A 16,800-nucleotide genomic window follows, 5' to 3' on the forward strand; every position below is an offset into this window, starting at 1 on the left:
CGAAAGGAATGTCTATATTTAACTGTTGGTAAACTACGTTTACGTTGTCAGAAGTTAATCGCAACACAGTAGCACAATAGTGATGCATCTGTTTCGGTGATTACCTGTTCATCACCGAACCGGCTGCGAACCCGGACCGTGTGCCTACGCATCGTAACAACTCATACCGAAAGTAGTTTTTGACCGAGGTGCGCACCGACAGGTGATGGTGAACCTCTGGGAAGACCTCGAAACGGGACCGAACCCACCTGAGGAGATATACGCAGTGGTTGAGTGCTTGAAAGGCGAGCGGAACAAATACGAATACGACAAGGACATCCCCGGTGTGATGCTGGACCGGGTCCTTCACAGTAACGTCCACTACCCATCGGACTACGGGTTTATCCCGCAGTCATACTACGACGACGAGGACCCCTTCGACGTACTCGTTCTCGTTGAAGACCAGACGTTCCCGGGCTGTGTTATCGAAGCTCGTCCGGTCGCGTTGATGAAGATGGACGACGACGGCGAGCAAGATGACAAAGTTATCGCCGTCCCGAGCGAGGACCCCCGGTACGACCATATTGAGGACCTCGAAGACATCCCACAACAGACGCTGGACGAGATTGACGAGTTCTTCGCGACATACAAGAACCTCGAAGAAGGCAAAGAGGTTGAAACATTGGGCTGGGAGGACCGTCAGGCTGCTTTCGACGCAATCGAACATGCCCAAGACCTCTACGAAGAACACTTCGAGTAAATTGAGTACAGGTCGGCTGTCTATGGGCGGGTACCCGACGCCACCGGCAGCGACCAAATAAGCCAATCGTTTTTTTAGAGGTCAGAAGACGCTCCCGAGAGCCTACAGTTCGCCTTTCGTACTCGGGGCGTCGCTTCGACGCTGGTCGATTCGCGTCGCGTCGTCGAGTGTCCGTGCCAGTGCTTTGAATAGCGCTTCTATTTCGTGGTGTGCGTTCTCCCCGTCAACGCTTGCATGGAGTGTCAGGCCCGCATTCATCGCCAGCGACCGACAGAAGTGATGAGCCATGTGACTGGTCATCCCGCCGACGGAATCGTGTGAGAACGCTCCCTCGAACTCGAAGTGAGGGCGCCCGCTCACGTCGACAACAACAGCCGCCAGCGATTCGTCCATTGGAACCCGGCGGTCGGCGAACCGAGAGATGCCGCGTTTATCGCCAAGCGCTTCATCGAAGGCTTGTCCGAGCGTGATTGCAACATCTTCGACGGTGTGGTGGTCGTCGATGTTTAGGTCGCCATCACAACTGACCGTAAGGTCGAACAGGCCGTGTGTTGTAAACGATTCGAGCATGTGATCGAAAAAGCCGATGCCGGTATCGACAGTTGCATCTCCGTCGCCATCAAGCGCCAGCACAACCTCGATATCTGTCTCTGCTGTCTCTCGGGTGACTGCTGCGCTTCGGTCTGTCATACCTTCTCCGATGGTGGCCGGACACTTGGCGGTTATGTCACTCGATGGTCGTCACAAGCTCGTTCATGCGGCCGCCTTCGTACTCAACCGCTTCGATGCGTTTCTCAACGTCGTCACCGTCGATGCCCGCAACGTTTTGCATTGGGACAACCTGCTTTCGGTCGCTGTCTGTGGCTTCCGCGAGGAGTACGTCACCGACGAGCTTTGCCGTCTCACATTCGAGTGTCTGTGTGCCGTCCATCGGGGTGTCGAGGAACACGGTTGCTGTCATTGCGTTACTATATTCTACGGGCGAACGCATAAATGTAGAGCCGGCTGCTTGGTAGCTGTGAGCTCACTCTTTTGTCTGCTTGTCGATGACTGCCGGCTTTATTATGCTGTTGTCCGTTCGTTCGTGTATGTGTGGCCGATATAGCCTGTTTACGCCGGCAGAGAAACTCGCCGAGCGGTTCGATGTCGACGTGTCAGCGTACAAGCCACGGTACAACGCTGCCCCCAGCCAATCGCTCCCAGTCATCACCGACACCGAGCGTAACACGCTCAAAACAGTCGAGTGGGGACTCGTCCCGCAGTGGGCAGACTCTCGGGATGATGGAGGGCACATCAACGCACGTGGCGAATCTCTGACAACCACAGCAAGTTTCCGAGATGCATTCGAACAGCAGTCTGAGGGCGAACTCACGGCCGGGCGCTGTCTCGTCCCTGCGGATGGGTTCTATGAGTGGGTCGAGACCGATGGGGGCAAACAACCCTACCGCGTCGCACGAGCGGATGAACGACCATTTGCTATGGCTGGTCTCTGGACACAGTGGCACCCACCCACCACACAGACCGGCCTCGGCTCGTTCGCCGACGGGTCAGCCAACGTGGAGACTGATATCGTTGAAACGTTTACAATCGTTACAACAGAGCCAAACGACCTCGTCGAGGATTTACACCACCGAATGGCTGTTATCCTTGAGAAAGAAGACGAACAGCAGTGGCTCAATGGCTCTGTATCTGTGGCAGAATCACTTCTTGAACCATACCCCCCAGACAGCATGCAGTCCTATCCGGTCTCCAAGGCCGTCAACAACCCAAGTAATGATTCACCAGCACTCGTCGAGCCAGTCGATGTCGACAGTGGCAGCTAACTGAGCCGACACTGAACCACCGGCACTCGTCCTATGTTTCTTCGTCTTTCAGTTCTTCGAGCTCCGATTCGACTTCCGACTCGTTGACGTTCTCTTCGATATCGTCGAGATTGACATCCTCCGTAGCCGGCTCGGCTGTCTCCTCGGAGACGTCGGGCTCCGCTTCGACGGACTCGTCTTTGCCCATCTCGGATTTGATGGTATCAAGCTCACTATCAACAGCGCTTTCGGTCGATAAGTCCTCAAGCTCTCGGTCAAGGTCGCTCCTGTCCGAAACGGCATTATCGAGTGCGCCACTCTCGCGGAGTTCGTCGAGTGCTGAGGCGCGTGCCTCCATCTCTTCGGTCTGTTCCTCGGCGCGTTCGATTGTCCGGCTGATATCCTCCATTTCCTCGCCGGCTCCGGTCATCGCCTCGTTAACGCGGGTGCTGGCCTCGGCCGCCTGGTAGCGGGCTTTCATCGTTTCCTTGCGGGTACGGAACTCTTCGATTTGCTGTTGAAGCTGGTTTTTCTGCTTGATGAGACCGTCCTGTTTCTTTTCGAGGTCAGATATCTGGCGTTCTAGGCCCTCTATCTGGTTCATTTTTTGCTTTTTCTTTTCGAGCGCCCGTTTGGCGAGGTCATCTCGGTCCTGTTCGACGGCCTGTCTGGCCTGCTCGTTGTGCTTTTCGACGTTCTCTTCGAGCCGACGTTTCTGAATCTCCAGTCGCTTTTTCTGTGTGGTCAGGTCGGCGATACCCTGTTTGACGTTTTGCAACTCATCACGGAGCTGTTCGTAGGAGTAATCCAGCGTCTCTCCCGGGTCTTCTGCCCTGTTAAGCAGGGAGTTGACTTTCGACCGGATGACGTACGACGTGCGCGATAAGATTCCCATGCCAAAGAACAAGAACCGACGAAACTTAAAATTCTTACTTCTGTTTATTAGCTATGAACAAACGACTCTCGATTCCAGGCACCCGGTCGCTCGATGCTTCGCTTGATACAACTGACAGCGAGATGGCCATTGTCGCCTGTCCGCCCCACCCTCAGTTTGACGGTGACAGACACGACAGCCGGCTTGAAGCCGTCAGTGACAGTCTGCTTGGGGCTGGTGTCGACTGTCTCCGGTTTGACTACGGTCCGTGGGATGAGGGCAACGCCGAGCAGACAGATGTTCACCGGGCGGTTGCGTGGGCACGTGACCGCTATGACCGCGTTGGGCTGTTTGGCTTCAGTTTCGGCGCGTCGATGGCGATTCTTGCTGCCTCGTCAGCGGCCGAGGGCTCAACGCCTGACGTACTCTCGGCTCTCGCCCCTGCCGCGCAAGTAACTAACGAAAAAGACGTATGTACTAGTCTCGACACGCTTGCAGTTCCGACACAGGTCGTCTACGGCGAGCGCGACGATACGGCGACATGGAAACCGGTTGTCGACAGAGCACGAGACAACGGTGTTGCAGTTCGGTCGTTCCCGGCCGACCACTTCTTTGTCGGACAACAGGCGAAGGTCGCAGGCGTCGTGAGCGAGTTTCTTGTCAACCATCTCAGAGCGGAGAGTCCCTAACCGAAATCACGTGACAGATACCCTCTCAAAGCAACTGGTAGCCCATACTTGAACTAGCAACCAGTCAGACGGTGTTGGCGTACCCCGCCTCCCGAAATGGTGGTTCGAAACGGTTTTGCCTGTTGCCAGCGGACCGTCGATATGCCGACTGAATCCGATACAGGCTACGATCCAAGCCTGGGGCGGAAGTTCATTTTCGTCACTGGTGGTGTAATGTCCGGTCTCGGCAAAGGAATTACTGCCGCGAGCACTGGGCGGCTGCTGGCAAACGCTGGCTTCGATGTCACCGCTGTGAAGATTGACCCGTATCTCAACGTCGATGCGGGGACGATGAACCCGTTCCAGCACGGAGAGGTGTACGTGCTCAAAGACGGTGGTGAGGTCGACCTCGACTTGGGGAACTACGAACGGTTCCTCGATATCGACATGACTTCGGACCACAACATCACCACCGGCAAGGTGTACCGAAACGTCATCGAAAAAGAACGAGCTGGCGATTATCTTGGGAAGACGGTCCAGATTATTCCACATATCACTGACGACATCAAGCGCCGTGTCCGCGAGGCTGCGGCAGGTAGTGATGTCTGCATTGTTGAGGTTGGGGGCACCGTCGGCGATATTGAAGGGATGCCGTATCTGGAGGCACTCCGGCAGTTTGCCCACGAGGAAGACGACGACGATCTTCTGTTCACCCACGTTACCCTCGTTCCGTACTCGAAAAACGGCGAACAGAAGACAAAACCGACACAACACAGCGTCAAGGAACTCCGGAGTATCGGTCTCCAGCCCGATGTTTTGGTTGGACGCGCCACCGAGCCACTCGATGCGCATACCCGCGAGAAGATTGCGCTGTTCTGTGATGTACCACAAGATGCAGTGTTCTCTAATCCCGATGTCGACGATATCTATCACGTCCCGCTGATGGTCGAGGATGAAGGACTCGACGACTACGTAATGGAATATTTGGGGCTTGCTGACGAAGCACTCCCGCAGAAAGAACGCAACACCGAGTGGCGTGACCGCGTCACCCAAGAGACAACAGAGACAGTTACCGTTGGACTCGTCGGGAAATACGGCCTCGAAGACGCCTATATCTCTATCCACGAAGCGCTGAAACACGCTGGACTAGAGTGTAACATCGAAGTCGAACGCAAGTGGATCCATTCAGAGAGCCTCGCCGACGGGCATGCGGATGAACTCACTGACCTCGACGGTATTGTTGTTCCCGGTGGCTTTGGGTCTCGTGGGACTGAGGGAAAAATCGAAGCAATCCGATATGCCCGCGAAAACAATGTTCCGTTCCTCGGTCTCTGTCTTGGCTTCCAGATGGCTGTTGTTGAGTTCGCTCGGAACGTGCTCGGACTCGAAGACGCACACTCGGCAGAACTCGAAGAAGAGACCCCAAACCCGGTTATCGACCTGTTGCCCGAACAGGAAGGCCTTGAGGATATGGGCGGCACAATGCGTCTTGGCAAGCATGTCACGGAACTCAACGAGGGGACGATTGCGGCCGATATCTACGGAGGAACGACGTGTACAGAGCGCCACCGCCACCGCTACGAAGTAAACCCCGAGTACATTGATGAGCTTGAAGACAACGGCCTTGTTTTCTCGGGAGCATCCGGGCGGCGGATGGAAGTACTTGAAATACCCGACCATCCGTACTTCCTTGGGACCCAATTCCATCCGGAGTTCCGCTCTCGGCCGACTCGCGCGAGTCCGCCCTTTGTCGGGTTCGTCGACACAGTAAGCGGAGCCAACGGAGGTGACCGCTGATGGTCGATGTCGACCCGTTCATTGACGAGAAAATCGAGGAAATTAGCGAGTCCGTTGGTGATGCAAACGCTGTCATCGGCCTTTCTGGTGGGGTGGACTCGTCGACGGCGGCCGCGCTGGCTTACGAGGCAATTGGCGACCAACTCACCGCTGTCTACGTCGACACCGGTCTCATGCGGAAAGGCGAGACCGACCAGATACGCGAAACGTTCGACTATATGGATAGTCTCCGTATCATCGACGCGAAAGACCGATTCCTCGACGCGCTCGAAGGTGAGACCGACCCCGAAGAGAAACGACATATCATCGGCGAGCAGTTCATCCGAGAGTTCGAGGAGGTTGCCCGCGACGTTGACGCCGACTACCTCGTTCAGGGGACTATCTATCCCGACCGCATCGAAAGTGAAGGGACAATCAAATCTCATCACAACGTCGGTGGGCTACCCGAGCGCATCGACTTTGCTGGCATCGTTGAGCCGATGCGGGACCTCTACAAGGACGAAGTCCGTGAGGTCGCCCGCAAACTCGACTTGGAGTCGATTATTGCTGAGCGGATGCCGTTCCCCGGACCGGGGCTTGCCGTCCGGATTCTGGGTGAAGTAACCGAAGAGAAACTGGATGTCGCTCGTGAAGCCAATCACGTCGTCGAAGAAGAACTAACGGAGTACGAGCCATGGCAGGCGCTCGCGGCGGTCATCGGTAAGGCGACCGGCGTCAAAGGAGATAACCGTGTTCACGGTTGGGTTGTCGCTGTCCGCTCGGTCGAATCACGTGATGGGATGACTGCACGGGCACAGGAAATCGACTGGGAGACGCTCCAGCGAATCCAGTCGCGTATTACCGGTGAAAACGAGACCGTCTCACGTGTGGTCTATGACGTAACCCACAAACCGCCCGCAACCATCGAGTACGAGTAAGATGAGTGAACTACACGTGGTCGTCAGCGGAACCGATGCGTACGATATCGGAGACGCCATCAGTGACGCAGGCCACAAGGTGACGACTGTCGACATCGGTAACCGCCCGTCGCTCGAAGAAGGGGGAATTGTCGAGTCTGATGTCTACGTTCTCACGGACGTTTCACAGGCAACCTCTATCCCAGTCGCCAAAGACCTCAACCCAGAACTGAAAGTTGTCGTCTACGCTGACGGCTCACTTGCCGATTTCGCGCGTGGACAGGCCGACCTCGCTCTCGACCCAGATCTGTTCGACCCCGCAGATGTTGCGGCGGAACTCGACGCGTAGTGACGCGCCCTGAGTGAACACACCGTTGCATATTTATCATACTGAATATGTGTATATAAACATATGCGAAGACGTCGCTTCCTCGGAACAGTCAGTGGAATTTCTGTTACTGGTGTTGCCGGTTGTCTTGGCCAAAGTGACGACGGAGACAGCTCCGGCGGTCCCGCGACGCAGGCCACTAACAACCAGAAAAGTACCAACCAGCAGACAACACAGGACGACAACCAGACTGAAGACGGGCTTGGACCAGCCGAGACCGTTGTCGAGTATAGTCGGACTCGTGCTGAACTGCTGTCGACTGAAGAACAGTTCTACCATAGCCTGTCAATGCGCGAACCAGTTGAAGTCCGTTCGGTCGAGGGCGAGGTCATCGAACGAGATATTGACACCGCGACTATCGTAGAACGAACATCGCTCGAGGAGAGCACTCTTAGTCCCGAACTCAGCGCTGCTGAGACTGCACTGGTTGAAATAAATATAGATGTAGTAAGGGGCAGTGAACAGGAACAGACCACTACTGAGTGGTTTCTCGCCACTGAGGACGGCGAGTGGCGTATCCTTGAACAGGCCAACCAATTCGAAACCGACACCGGAAGCGAGGGCACGGAACAGGTTGCAGGCAACATAAAACCCACCAGTCAGGTCGGTACTATTGGTGTCAACGGTGCGGACAGCAACCAAATCGGTGAAATCCGTCTCGTCGTCCAGCCTGATGCCGGAAGCGCTGATATTAATCTTGCTGACCTCACCCTGCAGTACGTTTCTGACAAAGATTTTGCTAATATCGTCGTTGGTGCAGTCGACGGGGAGACTGCAACGGTGGATGCCACACCCAGCGCTATCGAAATTGACGATACCGACAAACAGCAGTATAACGTCGATGTTGTCACTGCCGAGAGCGAGGACAACCTCCTGATGACCGACAGCGCCGACCGGTACGAACTCGTTATTCCACTGAGCGACGAACAGGACAGTCTCCCGCCGCTCAACGAAGGGGCGACAGTAGAAATAACCATCACGACGGCGGGCGGCGCGCAGACGGTCGTCTTCCTGGAGGTTCCCGACACGCTGAGCGAGGAGGCGGGGACGAACGTGACGCTCTGAGCGAGAGAAGCGAACGTTTTCCGTCCAGTTTAGCGTCGAGACCCAATAGCCTCGGCGACAGTCGCGTACTCTGGGTCGACAATTTCGTCGACGACGACCGACGATGATTCGGTGACGCCAATCAACGACGTCCCATCAATCGAAGACAGGTCGAGACATGCCAGGACGGCACTGTTTAGATCAGCTGATGGCGGATGAAGAGGACGGTTTAGAGCTTGTATCTGTTGAATCAGTTGAAAGTGATAAGAAAATCTGAGTTACTGAGTATTACCATATTTTAAACATAATACTGTATTTAACCATCACGTCAGAGTTATTTTTGATGTGTGACGCTGTCGTTTTCGAGTAAGTAGTGCTGGTACGCCGAGTCAGAGCTGAGATTCGATTGCGTCTGCGATATTCTTGAAGATCTCGTCGGGAGGCCCTTCTACAGGGACCGATTTGTCGGCGACGATGGGCGCTGGTGTTGCCCTGACACCCCAGTCTTCGCCCATGCTCCGGTCGCTCTCGACCTCGTCGCTGTAGCTCTCCTCCTGGGCGGCTTCGCGGGCGGCTGCACCGACGCCCCCGGCCTCGTCGGCGACCATCTCGATGACGTCGTAGGAGTACTGCCCTTGGCGGTCGAACATAGCAGTAAAAAACGACCAGAACGCGTCGTTTCCGGCCTCGTCGAAGACTGCCCGCGCCGCGCTGGCGACGGCGGGAGACCACGTCTCGTTGACTGGAATCGGGAAGTCCACGTGGAAGTATAGCACGTCACCCGGCACGACGTACTGCTCGAAAATCTGTGGTCTGACCTGTCGCTCGAACCGTGCGCAGTGGGGGCAAGAGAAGTCCGAGAAGACAGCCATCCTGACGGGAGCATCTTCATTGCCGCGGGCGGGTCGGTCGTCGGTTGACAGCGAACTGATGTCCGAGGAACCGCCGCCGATACAGCCCGCAAGCGCCGCTGCGAGTCCGCTGCCAGCGGCTGCAAGATACCGTCTACGACTCGTTGGTGTCATATCAAAAGCAAAGGACAGGATTCCTATGAATCCTCTGTTTGTGTCGAGATACGTACGTACTTTTGAGCGTTCGAAGACTGCCTTACAGGAGGTCTTCGACGTTCTCGACGACTTCCTCTGGCGTGTCGCCGACCGGGGCACCTGCGTCTTCGAGCGCAGAGATTTTGCTCTCTGCTGTGCCGGTCCCAGAGCCGGAAACGATTGCGCCTGCGTGACCCATGCGTTTACCCGGCGGCGCGGTGCGCCCGGCGATGAAGCCAGCGACAGGTGTGGTCATGTTCTCGTCGATGTAGGCAGCGGCTTCTTCCTCGTCCTCACCGCCAATCTCACCGCACATGACAACAGCGTCCGTGGCCGGATCCGCTTCAAACAGCTCAAGTGCTTGAATGAAGTCAGTCCCGATGATTGGGTCGCCGCCGATGCCGATGGCCGTCGACTGGCCGATACCGCGGCTGGTAAGACTATCGACAATCTGGTAGGTGAGTGTGCCAGAGCGGGAGATGAGGCCGACGTTACCGGAGCTAAAGATGTTACCCGGGAGAATGCCGAGCTTCGCCTCGCCGGGGGTGATGATGCCGGGACAGTTTGGGCCGATGAGATGGGTATCAGTATCCTGCAAGCGCCGGTAAACACGGCTCACGTCCTGTGTCGGAATGCCTTCGGTAATCGCGACAACGAGATCAAGCGGTGCGTCGAGCGCCTCGAACAGTGCATCACCGGCGAATGCAGGCGGGACGAAGACAACCGAAGCATCAGCGTCCTCTTCACGGGCTGCTTGCGTGACAGTGTCGTAGACGGGGACGCCTGCAACTTCCTGTCCGCCACGGCCGGGAACGGCACCTGCGACGACGTTCGTGCCGTATTCGAGCATTTGCTCGGTGTGGAATTTCCCTTCTCCGCCAGTGATACCTTGCACAATGACACGCGTGTCGTCATCAACAAGGACACTCATGCTTCCACCTCCTCAGCTGCGGCGACTGCAGCTTGGACGGCATCTTCGAGCGTCTTTTCGACCTGAACAAGTTCTTCGTTGAGTATCTCCATGCCTTCTTCGGCGTTCGTACCTGCAAGTCGGACGATGACCGGCTTTGGTATCTCGTCAAACTGATCAAGGGCGTCGTTGATACCGTTTGCCACCTCGTCACCGCGTGTGATGCCACCAAAGATGTTGAAAACGACGGCGTCGGCGTTCTCGTCGGAGAAGACGAGGTCAAGCGCGTTAGCGACCCGTTCGGCCTTGGCGCCGCCCCCGATATCGAGGAAGTTGGCGGGCGAGCCACCGTAGTAATCGACGAGGTCAAGCGTCGTCATCACGAGCCCGGCACCGTTACCAATGATACCTACGTCACCCGACAGACGGACGTAGTTCGACCCCTCGAAGCCATACTCTTGGGCTTTGGCTTCAAGATCGTCGTCGGCGGCTGTCTCTTCCATCTCTTCGAGGTCTGGGTGACGGAACAGCGCGTCACCGTCGACGTTGAAGACTGCGTCAGCCGCGATGATGTCGTCGTCAGCAGTGACCATCAGCGGGTTAATCTCCGCGTCAGAGGCGTCGCTGTCCTCCCAGAGATTGTATAGTGTCTTCAGAATCGAGGCAACGTCGCCTGCGAGGCCCGCGTCGATGCCAGCTTCATAGACGACTTTCCGTGCTTGGTAGTCGTGCATACCGAAGGCTGGGTCAATGTGTTCGCGGGCAATAGCGTCGGGGTCTTCCTCGGCAACCTCTTCGATGTTGACGCCGCCACGCGTCGAGACCATGGCAACTGGTTTCCCTTCGCCACGGTCCATTGTGACACCAATGTAGAGTTCGTTAGTAAAGTCGACGGCCTCTTCGACGAGGACTCTGTCGACATGGTAGCCCTTGAGGTCCATCCCGAGGATATCGTCAGCAGCCTCACGAGCCTCTTCAGTGTTCTCGACGAGTTTGATACCGCCGGCTTTGCCGCGGCCGCCGACGTGTACCTGTGCTTTGATAGCGACCGGGTAGCTGATGTCGTCGGCTACCTCGACCGCCTCGTCAACGGTGCGGGCCAACTCCGACTCCGGCGTCGGGATGCCAGCCTCCGCGAAAAGACCTTTTGCCTGATATTCGTGAATTCTCATGCTGAACTCAGCCCCTAATTCCAGCGTCCGACTGTTAGGAGTATCGAATCAAGTTTGAGAGTCACGGACATATCGACTCCGGTTCGGTACGTTTAAGCACTCGTCGCCACCCCATAGGGGTATGAACGAAACAGGGAACCGACCGCTAGACGTACTCGAGGCAGCCGTCGACGACAAAGTCACAGTCCAACTGAAGGATGGCGAGTCGTATACCGGCGTCCTCACGGGCTACGACCAGCACATGAATCTCGTGGTTGAGGCGGACGAAGACACAACGATTATACGCGGCGATAACGTCGTTTCGATACAACCATGACCAAAGGAACGACTGGGCAAGGTGTGAAAAACAAGAAGAGTCACGTTACGTGCCGCCGCTGCGGTGAAGCGTCCTATCACGTAAAGAAGAAAGTCTGTTCATCTTGTGGTTTCGGCAAGTCAAGCAAGCGCCGAGATTATGCCTGGCAAAGCAAAGCTGGCGAATAAGCCCCGAGAGAAGTGCGGAGTCGTCGGCATCTCGCTCGAAGACCGAGATGCTGCACGCTCGCTCTACTACTCGTTATATGCACTCCAGCATCGTGGGCAGGAGTCTGCGGGTATCGTCACACATGACGGGTTCCAACAACACGAACACGTCGAGATGGGACTTGTCGGCGATGCATTCGACGAGAGTGACATCGAACAGCTTCCCGGCACGCAAGGTATTGGTCACGTCAGGTATCCGACGGCCGGGGGTGTCAACGAGTGCTGTGCACAGCCGTTTTCGGTCTCGTTCAAGAGTGGCTCGCTTGGCCTCGCGCACAACGGCAACCTCGTCAACGACGGTGAGGTTCGAGACCAACTTGAAGCGAGAGGCCACGCGTTTACCTCTAACGGTGACACCGAAGTTATCGCACACGACTTGGCGCGAAACCTGCTAGACGAAGGACTCGTCAGCGCTGTCCGGGAAACCGTCCAGCGGATTCATGGGTCGTACTCACTGACGGTCATGCACGGTGAGAAAGTACTCGGTGTCAGAGACCCACAAGGCAACCGCCCGCTGGTTCTTGGCAAAGTCGATGACGGGTATGTTCTTGCTTCAGAATCGTCCGCTATCGACACGCTTGGTGGCGAACGTATCCGTGATGTCGAACCCGGCGAACTCGTCATCTTGGAACCAAACGGTGCGGGTTACGAGAGCTATCAAGTCGCCGATAAACCACAGACAGCACACTGCTTTTTCGAACACGTCTACTTTGCACGGCCGGACTCAGTTCTTGATGACCACCTCGTCTACGAGGTTCGTCGCGAACTGGGCCGCAAGCTCTGGGAAGAGTCCGGTATCGAAACAGATGTCGTCATGCCGGTCCCTGACTCCGGGCGAGCCTTTGCATCCGGGTATGCTGAGGCCGCAAACGATGTTGGCGCGAAAACTGAGTTCGCCGAAGGGCTGATGAAAAATCGCTATGTCGGCCGGACGTTTATCATGCCAACACAGGGCGAGCGCGAACAAGCTGTCCGACTGAAGCTCAACCCCATCAAGTCGACAATCGATGGGCGGACGGTGACGCTTATTGACGACTCAATTGTGCGTGGGACAACCTCCTCACAACTTATCGAACTGCTCTATGAAGCCGGTGCAGAGGAGGTCCATGTCCGCATCGGGTCCCCATCGATTATCGCGCCGTGTTACATGGGTATCGATATGAAGACCAGAGAAGAACTTATCGCCGCCAACCGGTCAGTTGAGGACGTGCGCGACGAAATCGGTGCTGACTCTCTGCAGTACATTTCTATCGACGCCATTACGAAGGCTCTCGATAGTTCGTCTGATGACCTTTGTCTTGGCTGTGTGACTGGCGAGTACCCCTACGATATCGAGGGCGAAGACCTAGACCGAGATATCTCTCGGCCAACCTTCGGTAGCGCTGATAACACAGCCGATTGACCGGTTGCTCTGTTTGCTTTCGTTGTATTCTCTCAGAACAGCAAAACAGTGCTCTATCTGTGTTTCCGAACCATCTGGACCGTTCGATAGGAGACAGCGTAGCTGACGATGGCAATTCCAAACGCGAGCAGGAGGTTCCCGAGAACGAGCCGAATAAGGACATCTCTCCCAGTATCTAGACTGAGTTCGAGCGTCGTCATTTCGGGTACCGGGCCGAGAAGTGTAACGCCAATAACGAAGCTCAGGCTATAGATACCTCCTTTTACTACTGGGTTCAGAATTGCTACTGCCGCAACGAACGCGAGGTTGCTTGTCCACGCGACTTTCTTTCCAATCCACATCAGGGCCAGCACCGCAGCCCCAAAGTTCGGAAGCGCAATAGCGAACATTCCGAACGCAAAACTTGATGCGACTGCATGTGGCGACCGGTCCTCTGAGAACGCCCCCCTGAGCGTTGTTTGGACACCCTCGACGTATCCAGTCACCCGACTGGCACTCATCACTCTCTGTTATACACTGCCAACATAAAATATCCCTGACCGGTGACTCCGGCTCTTTTTTTATTCATTTTCACGTATATGGTCGTGTGTCGGTACCGTTATTTTGACTGTCGTGCCGTCGTCGGCCTCAGTAATCTGGACATCGCCGTCGTATCTGCTGACGATGAGGTCGACGAGAAACAGACCAAGCCCTTCTCCGTCGCTGTCGGGACCGCGATTGCTTGCATCAAATGCCGCTTCTGGTGGTGAGGAAGCCAAACCGGGACCGGTATCAGACACCTCGATGACAACCTCTTGGCCGATGTCATTGGTTGTCACCGTCGCCGTTTCAGACCCGTGTTTGGCGACGTTGACGAAGAGTTCGGTGAGGGCATTCGAGAGTAGCTCATCGGCACGGACCGTTGTGTCCGTGCTTCCCTTCCACTGGATTGATAGGTTCGATGTACACTCCTGTGCGTCATTACGTGCCGTCTCAATTACGTCGGCGACCGGAATATCTGTCCGGGTCTGGACAGTCGTCAATACCTCCATTATCGGTTCGAACCGGTCAACTGTCGACTCCATCTCTCTTGCGTGTCTGGTTATTGACTCGGTCGCAGTTGCGGTCTCGACTTTGTCGGCAGCGAGCAGTTCCGACTGGCCACTAATAGCACTCAGGTCGTTCAGAAGCTGGTGGCGAAAAATCCGGTTGAGCGAGTAAAGGGCCTCCTGTTGCTCCTCGAGAAACGGCCGCTGGGTGGGTTTGTCACTGTGTTGCTTGACGACTGTGCGCGCTTGGACGCTGTAGTATCCGATAGTTGCACCGAACAATGCGCCGATTGTAAGTACGGAGAGGCCACCAACACCCGTTTGCAAGCCAATTTCGATGGCGTTCTCGCTACTAATCATCAGCCAGCCTCCAAATGCTACCGCAGTAATACTTCCGAGGCCTGTCCAGCCAAGAACACGGGCGAGCTCTGAACCATTGCGTACCGTTGTTGCGAGACGAGAGCCAAGCCCCAACAGAGCAACAGCGGGTACCCCTACTCCGATAAGTCGGACTCCTTCGACGGCCGTTAGCTGCCTGTCAATAAGTGTCAAGATGACACCGATGGTCAACAGCAACGCCCCGATGATACTCACGCTGTAATGCGACCAGTCACCGACTTGCACACCATCGAGTCTTGTCGCCATCGTGGTGCGCGTAACAGGGGTTTGGTGATAAGTGTGCTGGCAGCCTCCTTTTTATACAATCTACAAATCCGGACCTTTGAGTTACCCGGCCACAAACGGTACGACGATGACACTGGTTGCGTTTGACTTCGATGGCACGCTTTCGGATTCCGAGATGACGGTGCTCCTTGGCCAGCAGTGTGGGGTGGCTGATGAGATGGACCGCATCACGGAAGCAGCGATGAACGACGAAATAGCGTACGCCGAGAGCCTCCGCAAACGGTGTGCGCTCCTTGACGGGTTGGACAACGAGCAGGCCGAACAGGCGTTCAAACAGGTACAACTCAGGCCAGACACGGGAGACGTGCTCGGCTCACTCACTGCTGAGGGGGTTGATACTGCTATTCTCACCGGTGGGTTCGAGCGCGGCGTCAATGCAGCGCTTACAGAGGCAGACACGATGGTTGACACGGTCGTTGCAAACCGACTGCCTGTCGGAGACGGCGAACTGACTGGTGAGGTTGCAGGACCACTTATCGAGGGAACAAAAGATGACGCACTACATGTCCTCTGTGCAGCTATCGGTGTTGACCGCTCCGAGACTGTCGCGGTCGGCGACGGCGCGAATGACCTCCCGATGCTGGAGGCAGCTGGCTTGGCAGTTGGCTTCTCTCCAAAGCCCGCCGTCGAACCGGCGTGTGACGTAGTTGTCGAGTCGATGGACGAACTAGAGACATTCCTCACGTCTGAAGGGATTCTTTGAATAGGGGTGGCTCCCTCACTCCGATAGATGAGCGAACCGCCTACTGAAGATGAGCAGACCATTGACCGAAAAGACGACCATATCCGTATTGTCCAAGAAGAAAATGTCGAAACGGGTGGAAGTGGCTTCGGTGACATTCAACTCATTCACGAGGCACTTCCGGAGATAGACCGGGCAGAGATAGAAACAAGCGTCGAGTTTTTGGGACACGAACTTGCGGCCCCGTTTGTTATCGAGAGCATGACCGGAGGGCACCCAAATACGACAACGCTCAACCGGGCACTGGCAACGGCCGCCGAAGAGACCGGTATTGCGATGGGTGTCGGAAGTCAACGCGCGGGCCTCGAAGAGACTGACGAGGACCTGCTCGAATCCTACACCGTTGTTCGCGATGTCGCCCCGAACGCCTTTCTCTATGGAAACATTGGGGCGGCACAGCTCGGCGAGTACGGTGTCGAGGGTGCTGAGCGAGCGGTCGAGATGATTGACGCCGATGCGCTCGCAATCCACCTCAACTTCCTTCAGGAGGCCGCACAGCCTGAGGGAGATGTCGACGCACGCGGCTGCCTCGCGGCTATCGAAACCGTCGCAAGCGACCTCTCAGTTCCTGTTATCGTCAAGGAAACCGGAAACGGCCTCTCCAGAGAGACAGCAGCACGGCTCGCTGACGCCGGCGTTGCCTGTCTCGATGTAGCCGGAAAAGGCGGTACAACCTGGTCTGGCGTCGAGGCCTACAGAGCGGCGGCCGTCGGCGACCGTCGTCACGAACAGGTTGGCGAACTGTTCCGGACCTGGGGGATGCCAACTGCGGTCAGCACGGTCGAAGCGACCGAGCACCACGACTGTGTCGTCGCAAGCGGTGGTGTCCGCTCCGGGTTGGATGTTGCAAAGGCCATTGCACTCGGTGCACGTGCTGGAGGATTAGCGAAACCATTCCTCACGCCTGCTGGACAGGGTAGCGAGGCTGTCGTTGAGTTTATCGAAGACCTCACCGCCGAACTGAAGACAGCGATGTTTGTCACTGGCTCAGCATCTGTCGCCGAGCTACAGAAGACCGATGCCGTTGTGCTCGGTCGGACGCAGACATTTCTCGACCGATAAACGGCAGCCGGCGTAGACGGTTAT

Annotated in this window: 20 protein-coding genes; 12 read left to right on the plus strand and 8 right to left on the minus strand. The window is 56.2% G+C overall.

The window, feature by feature from the left end:
• Positions 1–205 precede the first annotated feature (205 nt).
• Positions 206–739, plus strand: a complete 534-nt coding sequence (locus N5098_RS04665; protein WP_267636548.1) for an inorganic diphosphatase — start codon at positions 206–208, stop codon at positions 737–739.
• 102 nt (positions 740–841) lie between these two features.
• Here the strand turns inward: N5098_RS04665 and hisB are convergent, their stop codons facing one another.
• Positions 842–1,429: an imidazoleglycerol-phosphate dehydratase HisB gene (gene hisB / locus N5098_RS04670; RefSeq protein WP_267636549.1), complete on the minus strand. Its 588-nt coding sequence runs from the start codon at positions 1,427–1,429 to the stop codon at positions 842–844.
• A 37-nt stretch (positions 1,430–1,466) separates the two neighbouring features.
• A complete protein-coding gene (locus tag N5098_RS04675) occupies positions 1,467–1,700 on the minus strand; it encodes a hypothetical protein (protein WP_267636551.1) in 234 nt (77 codons plus the stop codon).
• 127 nt (positions 1,701–1,827) lie between these two features.
• Here N5098_RS04675 and N5098_RS04680 point away from each other — a divergent pair, with 127 nt between their 5' ends.
• Entirely contained in the window at positions 1,828–2,562 is a 735-nt protein-coding gene (locus N5098_RS04680; protein WP_267636552.1) for an SOS response-associated peptidase, read from the plus strand.
• Between the two features lie 31 nt (positions 2,563–2,593).
• Here N5098_RS04680 and N5098_RS04685 read toward each other — a convergent pair whose 3' ends face one another.
• Positions 2,594–3,436, minus strand: coding sequence for a PspA/IM30 family protein (locus tag N5098_RS04685; RefSeq protein WP_267636553.1), 843 nt, complete (start codon positions 3,434–3,436; stop codon positions 2,594–2,596).
• A 53-nt stretch (positions 3,437–3,489) separates the two neighbouring features.
• Between N5098_RS04685 and N5098_RS04690 the strand changes: the two genes are divergently transcribed.
• The 5 genes from N5098_RS04690 to N5098_RS04710 all read left to right on the plus strand — a co-directional run bounded on the left by N5098_RS04690 (position 3,490) and on the right by N5098_RS04710 (position 8,229).
• Positions 3,490–4,104: an alpha/beta hydrolase gene (locus tag N5098_RS04690; protein ID WP_267636554.1), complete on the plus strand. Its 615-nt coding sequence runs from the start codon at positions 3,490–3,492 to the stop codon at positions 4,102–4,104.
• Positions 4,105–4,245: 141 nt separating this feature from the next.
• The gene (pyrG, locus tag N5098_RS04695; protein ID WP_267636556.1) at positions 4,246–5,880 is read left to right on the plus strand and encodes a glutamine hydrolyzing CTP synthase; all 1,635 of its coding nucleotides are present in this window, start codon (positions 4,246–4,248) and stop codon (positions 5,878–5,880) included.
• Positions 5,880–6,797 carry a glutamine-hydrolyzing GMP synthase gene (gene guaA / locus N5098_RS04700; RefSeq protein ID WP_267636558.1) on the plus strand — a complete coding sequence of 306 codons (918 nt, stop codon included), beginning with the start codon at positions 5,880–5,882 and terminating at the stop codon, positions 6,795–6,797. The genes pyrG and guaA overlap by 1 nt, the downstream gene beginning before the upstream one ends.
• 1 nt (position 6,798) lies before the next feature.
• Entirely contained in the window at positions 6,799–7,125 is a 327-nt protein-coding gene (locus tag N5098_RS04705) for a DUF7126 family protein (RefSeq protein WP_267636559.1), read from the plus strand.
• A 63-nt stretch (positions 7,126–7,188) separates the two neighbouring features.
• Positions 7,189–8,229 (plus strand): hypothetical protein, encoded by a 1,041-nt coding sequence (locus tag N5098_RS04710; protein WP_267636560.1) that lies wholly within the window; start codon positions 7,189–7,191, stop codon positions 8,227–8,229.
• Between the two features lie 368 nt (positions 8,230–8,597).
• Here N5098_RS04710 and N5098_RS04715 read toward each other — a convergent pair whose 3' ends face one another.
• The 3 genes from N5098_RS04715 to sucC all read right to left on the minus strand — a co-directional run bounded on the left by N5098_RS04715 (position 8,598) and on the right by sucC (position 11,336).
• Positions 8,598–9,233 (minus strand): DsbA family protein, encoded by a 636-nt coding sequence (locus tag N5098_RS04715; protein WP_267636562.1) that lies wholly within the window; start codon positions 9,231–9,233, stop codon positions 8,598–8,600.
• A gap of 82 nt (positions 9,234–9,315) precedes the next feature.
• On the minus strand, positions 9,316–10,185 hold the full coding sequence (gene sucD / locus N5098_RS04720; protein WP_267636563.1) for a succinate--CoA ligase subunit alpha: 870 nt from the start codon (positions 10,183–10,185) through the stop codon (positions 9,316–9,318).
• Positions 10,182–11,336 (minus strand): ADP-forming succinate--CoA ligase subunit beta, encoded by a 1,155-nt coding sequence (gene sucC, locus N5098_RS04725; RefSeq protein WP_267636565.1) that lies wholly within the window; start codon positions 11,334–11,336, stop codon positions 10,182–10,184. Before sucC ends, sucD begins: the two co-directional genes overlap by 4 nt.
• A 121-nt stretch (positions 11,337–11,457) precedes the next feature.
• Between sucC and N5098_RS04730 the strand changes: the two genes are divergently transcribed.
• From N5098_RS04730 to purF, 3 genes are read left to right on the plus strand one after another with little or no spacing between them, the layout of a single operon-like run.
• Entirely contained in the window at positions 11,458–11,652 is a 195-nt protein-coding gene (locus N5098_RS04730; protein WP_267636566.1) for an LSM domain-containing protein, read from the plus strand.
• Entirely contained in the window at positions 11,649–11,819 is a 171-nt protein-coding gene (locus N5098_RS04735; protein ID WP_267636567.1) for a 50S ribosomal protein L37e, read from the plus strand. The genes N5098_RS04730 and N5098_RS04735 overlap by 4 nt, the downstream gene beginning before the upstream one ends.
• Positions 11,791–13,260, plus strand: a complete 1,470-nt coding sequence (gene purF, locus N5098_RS04740) for an amidophosphoribosyltransferase (protein WP_267636568.1) — start codon at positions 11,791–11,793, stop codon at positions 13,258–13,260. Before N5098_RS04735 ends, purF begins: the two co-directional genes overlap by 29 nt.
• 53 nt (positions 13,261–13,313) lie before the next feature.
• Here the strand turns inward: purF and N5098_RS04745 are convergent, their stop codons facing one another.
• Both N5098_RS04745 and N5098_RS04750 read right to left on the minus strand, forming a co-directional pair.
• A complete protein-coding gene (locus N5098_RS04745; RefSeq protein ID WP_267636569.1) occupies positions 13,314–13,760 on the minus strand; it encodes a DUF2062 domain-containing protein in 447 nt (148 codons plus the stop codon).
• 60 nt (positions 13,761–13,820) lie between these two features.
• Positions 13,821–14,933: a sensor histidine kinase gene (locus N5098_RS04750; protein ID WP_267636570.1), complete on the minus strand. Its 1,113-nt coding sequence runs from the start codon at positions 14,931–14,933 to the stop codon at positions 13,821–13,823.
• Between the two features lie 106 nt (positions 14,934–15,039).
• Here N5098_RS04750 and serB point away from each other — a divergent pair, with 106 nt between their 5' ends.
• Together serB and fni are read left to right on the plus strand one after the other, a co-directional pair.
• Positions 15,040–15,675: a phosphoserine phosphatase SerB gene (gene serB, locus N5098_RS04755; protein ID WP_267636571.1), complete on the plus strand. Its 636-nt coding sequence runs from the start codon at positions 15,040–15,042 to the stop codon at positions 15,673–15,675.
• Between the two features lie 27 nt (positions 15,676–15,702).
• A complete protein-coding gene (gene fni, locus N5098_RS04760) occupies positions 15,703–16,776 on the plus strand; it encodes a type 2 isopentenyl-diphosphate Delta-isomerase (RefSeq protein ID WP_267636572.1) in 1,074 nt (357 codons plus the stop codon).
• The last annotated feature ends 24 nt before the right edge of the window (positions 16,777–16,800 follow it).

It is taken from the genome of Halovenus rubra (genome assembly GCF_026586665.1).
GTDB classification, from domain to species: Archaea; Halobacteriota; Halobacteria; order Halobacteriales; family Haloarculaceae; genus Halovenus; species Halovenus rubra.

What these genes read in the sequence shown, in the direction of transcription:
- N5098_RS04665 (WP_267636548.1), top strand. Translation starts at nt 206, where the DNA reads ATGGTGAACCTCTGGGAAGACCTCGAAACGGGACCGAACCCACCTGAG.
- hisB (WP_267636549.1), bottom strand. Translation starts at nt 1,429, where the DNA reads ATGACAGACCGAAGCGCAGCAGTCACCCGAGAGACAGCAGAGACAGAT.
- N5098_RS04675 (WP_267636551.1), bottom strand. Translation starts at nt 1,700, where the DNA reads ATGACAGCAACCGTGTTCCTCGACACCCCGATGGACGGCACACAGACA.
- N5098_RS04680 (WP_267636552.1), top strand. Translation starts at nt 1,828, where the DNA reads ATGTGTGGCCGATATAGCCTGTTTACGCCGGCAGAGAAACTCGCCGAG.
- N5098_RS04685 (WP_267636553.1), bottom strand. Translation starts at nt 3,436, where the DNA reads ATGGGAATCTTATCGCGCACGTCGTACGTCATCCGGTCGAAAGTCAAC.
- N5098_RS04690 (WP_267636554.1), top strand. Translation starts at nt 3,490, where the DNA reads ATGAACAAACGACTCTCGATTCCAGGCACCCGGTCGCTCGATGCTTCG.
- pyrG (WP_267636556.1), top strand. Translation starts at nt 4,246, where the DNA reads ATGCCGACTGAATCCGATACAGGCTACGATCCAAGCCTGGGGCGGAAG.
- guaA (WP_267636558.1), top strand. Translation starts at nt 5,880, where the DNA reads ATGGTCGATGTCGACCCGTTCATTGACGAGAAAATCGAGGAAATTAGC.
- N5098_RS04705 (WP_267636559.1), top strand. Translation starts at nt 6,799, where the DNA reads ATGAGTGAACTACACGTGGTCGTCAGCGGAACCGATGCGTACGATATC.
- N5098_RS04710 (WP_267636560.1), top strand. Translation starts at nt 7,189, where the DNA reads ATGCGAAGACGTCGCTTCCTCGGAACAGTCAGTGGAATTTCTGTTACT.
- N5098_RS04715 (WP_267636562.1), bottom strand. Translation starts at nt 9,233, where the DNA reads ATGACACCAACGAGTCGTAGACGGTATCTTGCAGCCGCTGGCAGCGGA.
- sucD (WP_267636563.1), bottom strand. Translation starts at nt 10,185, where the DNA reads ATGAGTGTCCTTGTTGATGACGACACGCGTGTCATTGTGCAAGGTATC.
- sucC (WP_267636565.1), bottom strand. Translation starts at nt 11,336, where the DNA reads ATGAGAATTCACGAATATCAGGCAAAAGGTCTTTTCGCGGAGGCTGGC.
- N5098_RS04730 (WP_267636566.1), top strand. Translation starts at nt 11,458, where the DNA reads ATGAACGAAACAGGGAACCGACCGCTAGACGTACTCGAGGCAGCCGTC.
- N5098_RS04735 (WP_267636567.1), top strand. Translation starts at nt 11,649, where the DNA reads ATGACCAAAGGAACGACTGGGCAAGGTGTGAAAAACAAGAAGAGTCAC.
- purF (WP_267636568.1), top strand. Translation starts at nt 11,791, where the DNA reads ATGCCTGGCAAAGCAAAGCTGGCGAATAAGCCCCGAGAGAAGTGCGGA.
- N5098_RS04745 (WP_267636569.1), bottom strand. Translation starts at nt 13,760, where the DNA reads ATGAGTGCCAGTCGGGTGACTGGATACGTCGAGGGTGTCCAAACAACG.
- N5098_RS04750 (WP_267636570.1), bottom strand. Translation starts at nt 14,933, where the DNA reads ATGGCGACAAGACTCGATGGTGTGCAAGTCGGTGACTGGTCGCATTAC.
- serB (WP_267636571.1), top strand. Translation starts at nt 15,040, where the DNA reads ATGACACTGGTTGCGTTTGACTTCGATGGCACGCTTTCGGATTCCGAG.
- fni (WP_267636572.1), top strand. Translation starts at nt 15,703, where the DNA reads ATGAGCGAACCGCCTACTGAAGATGAGCAGACCATTGACCGAAAAGAC.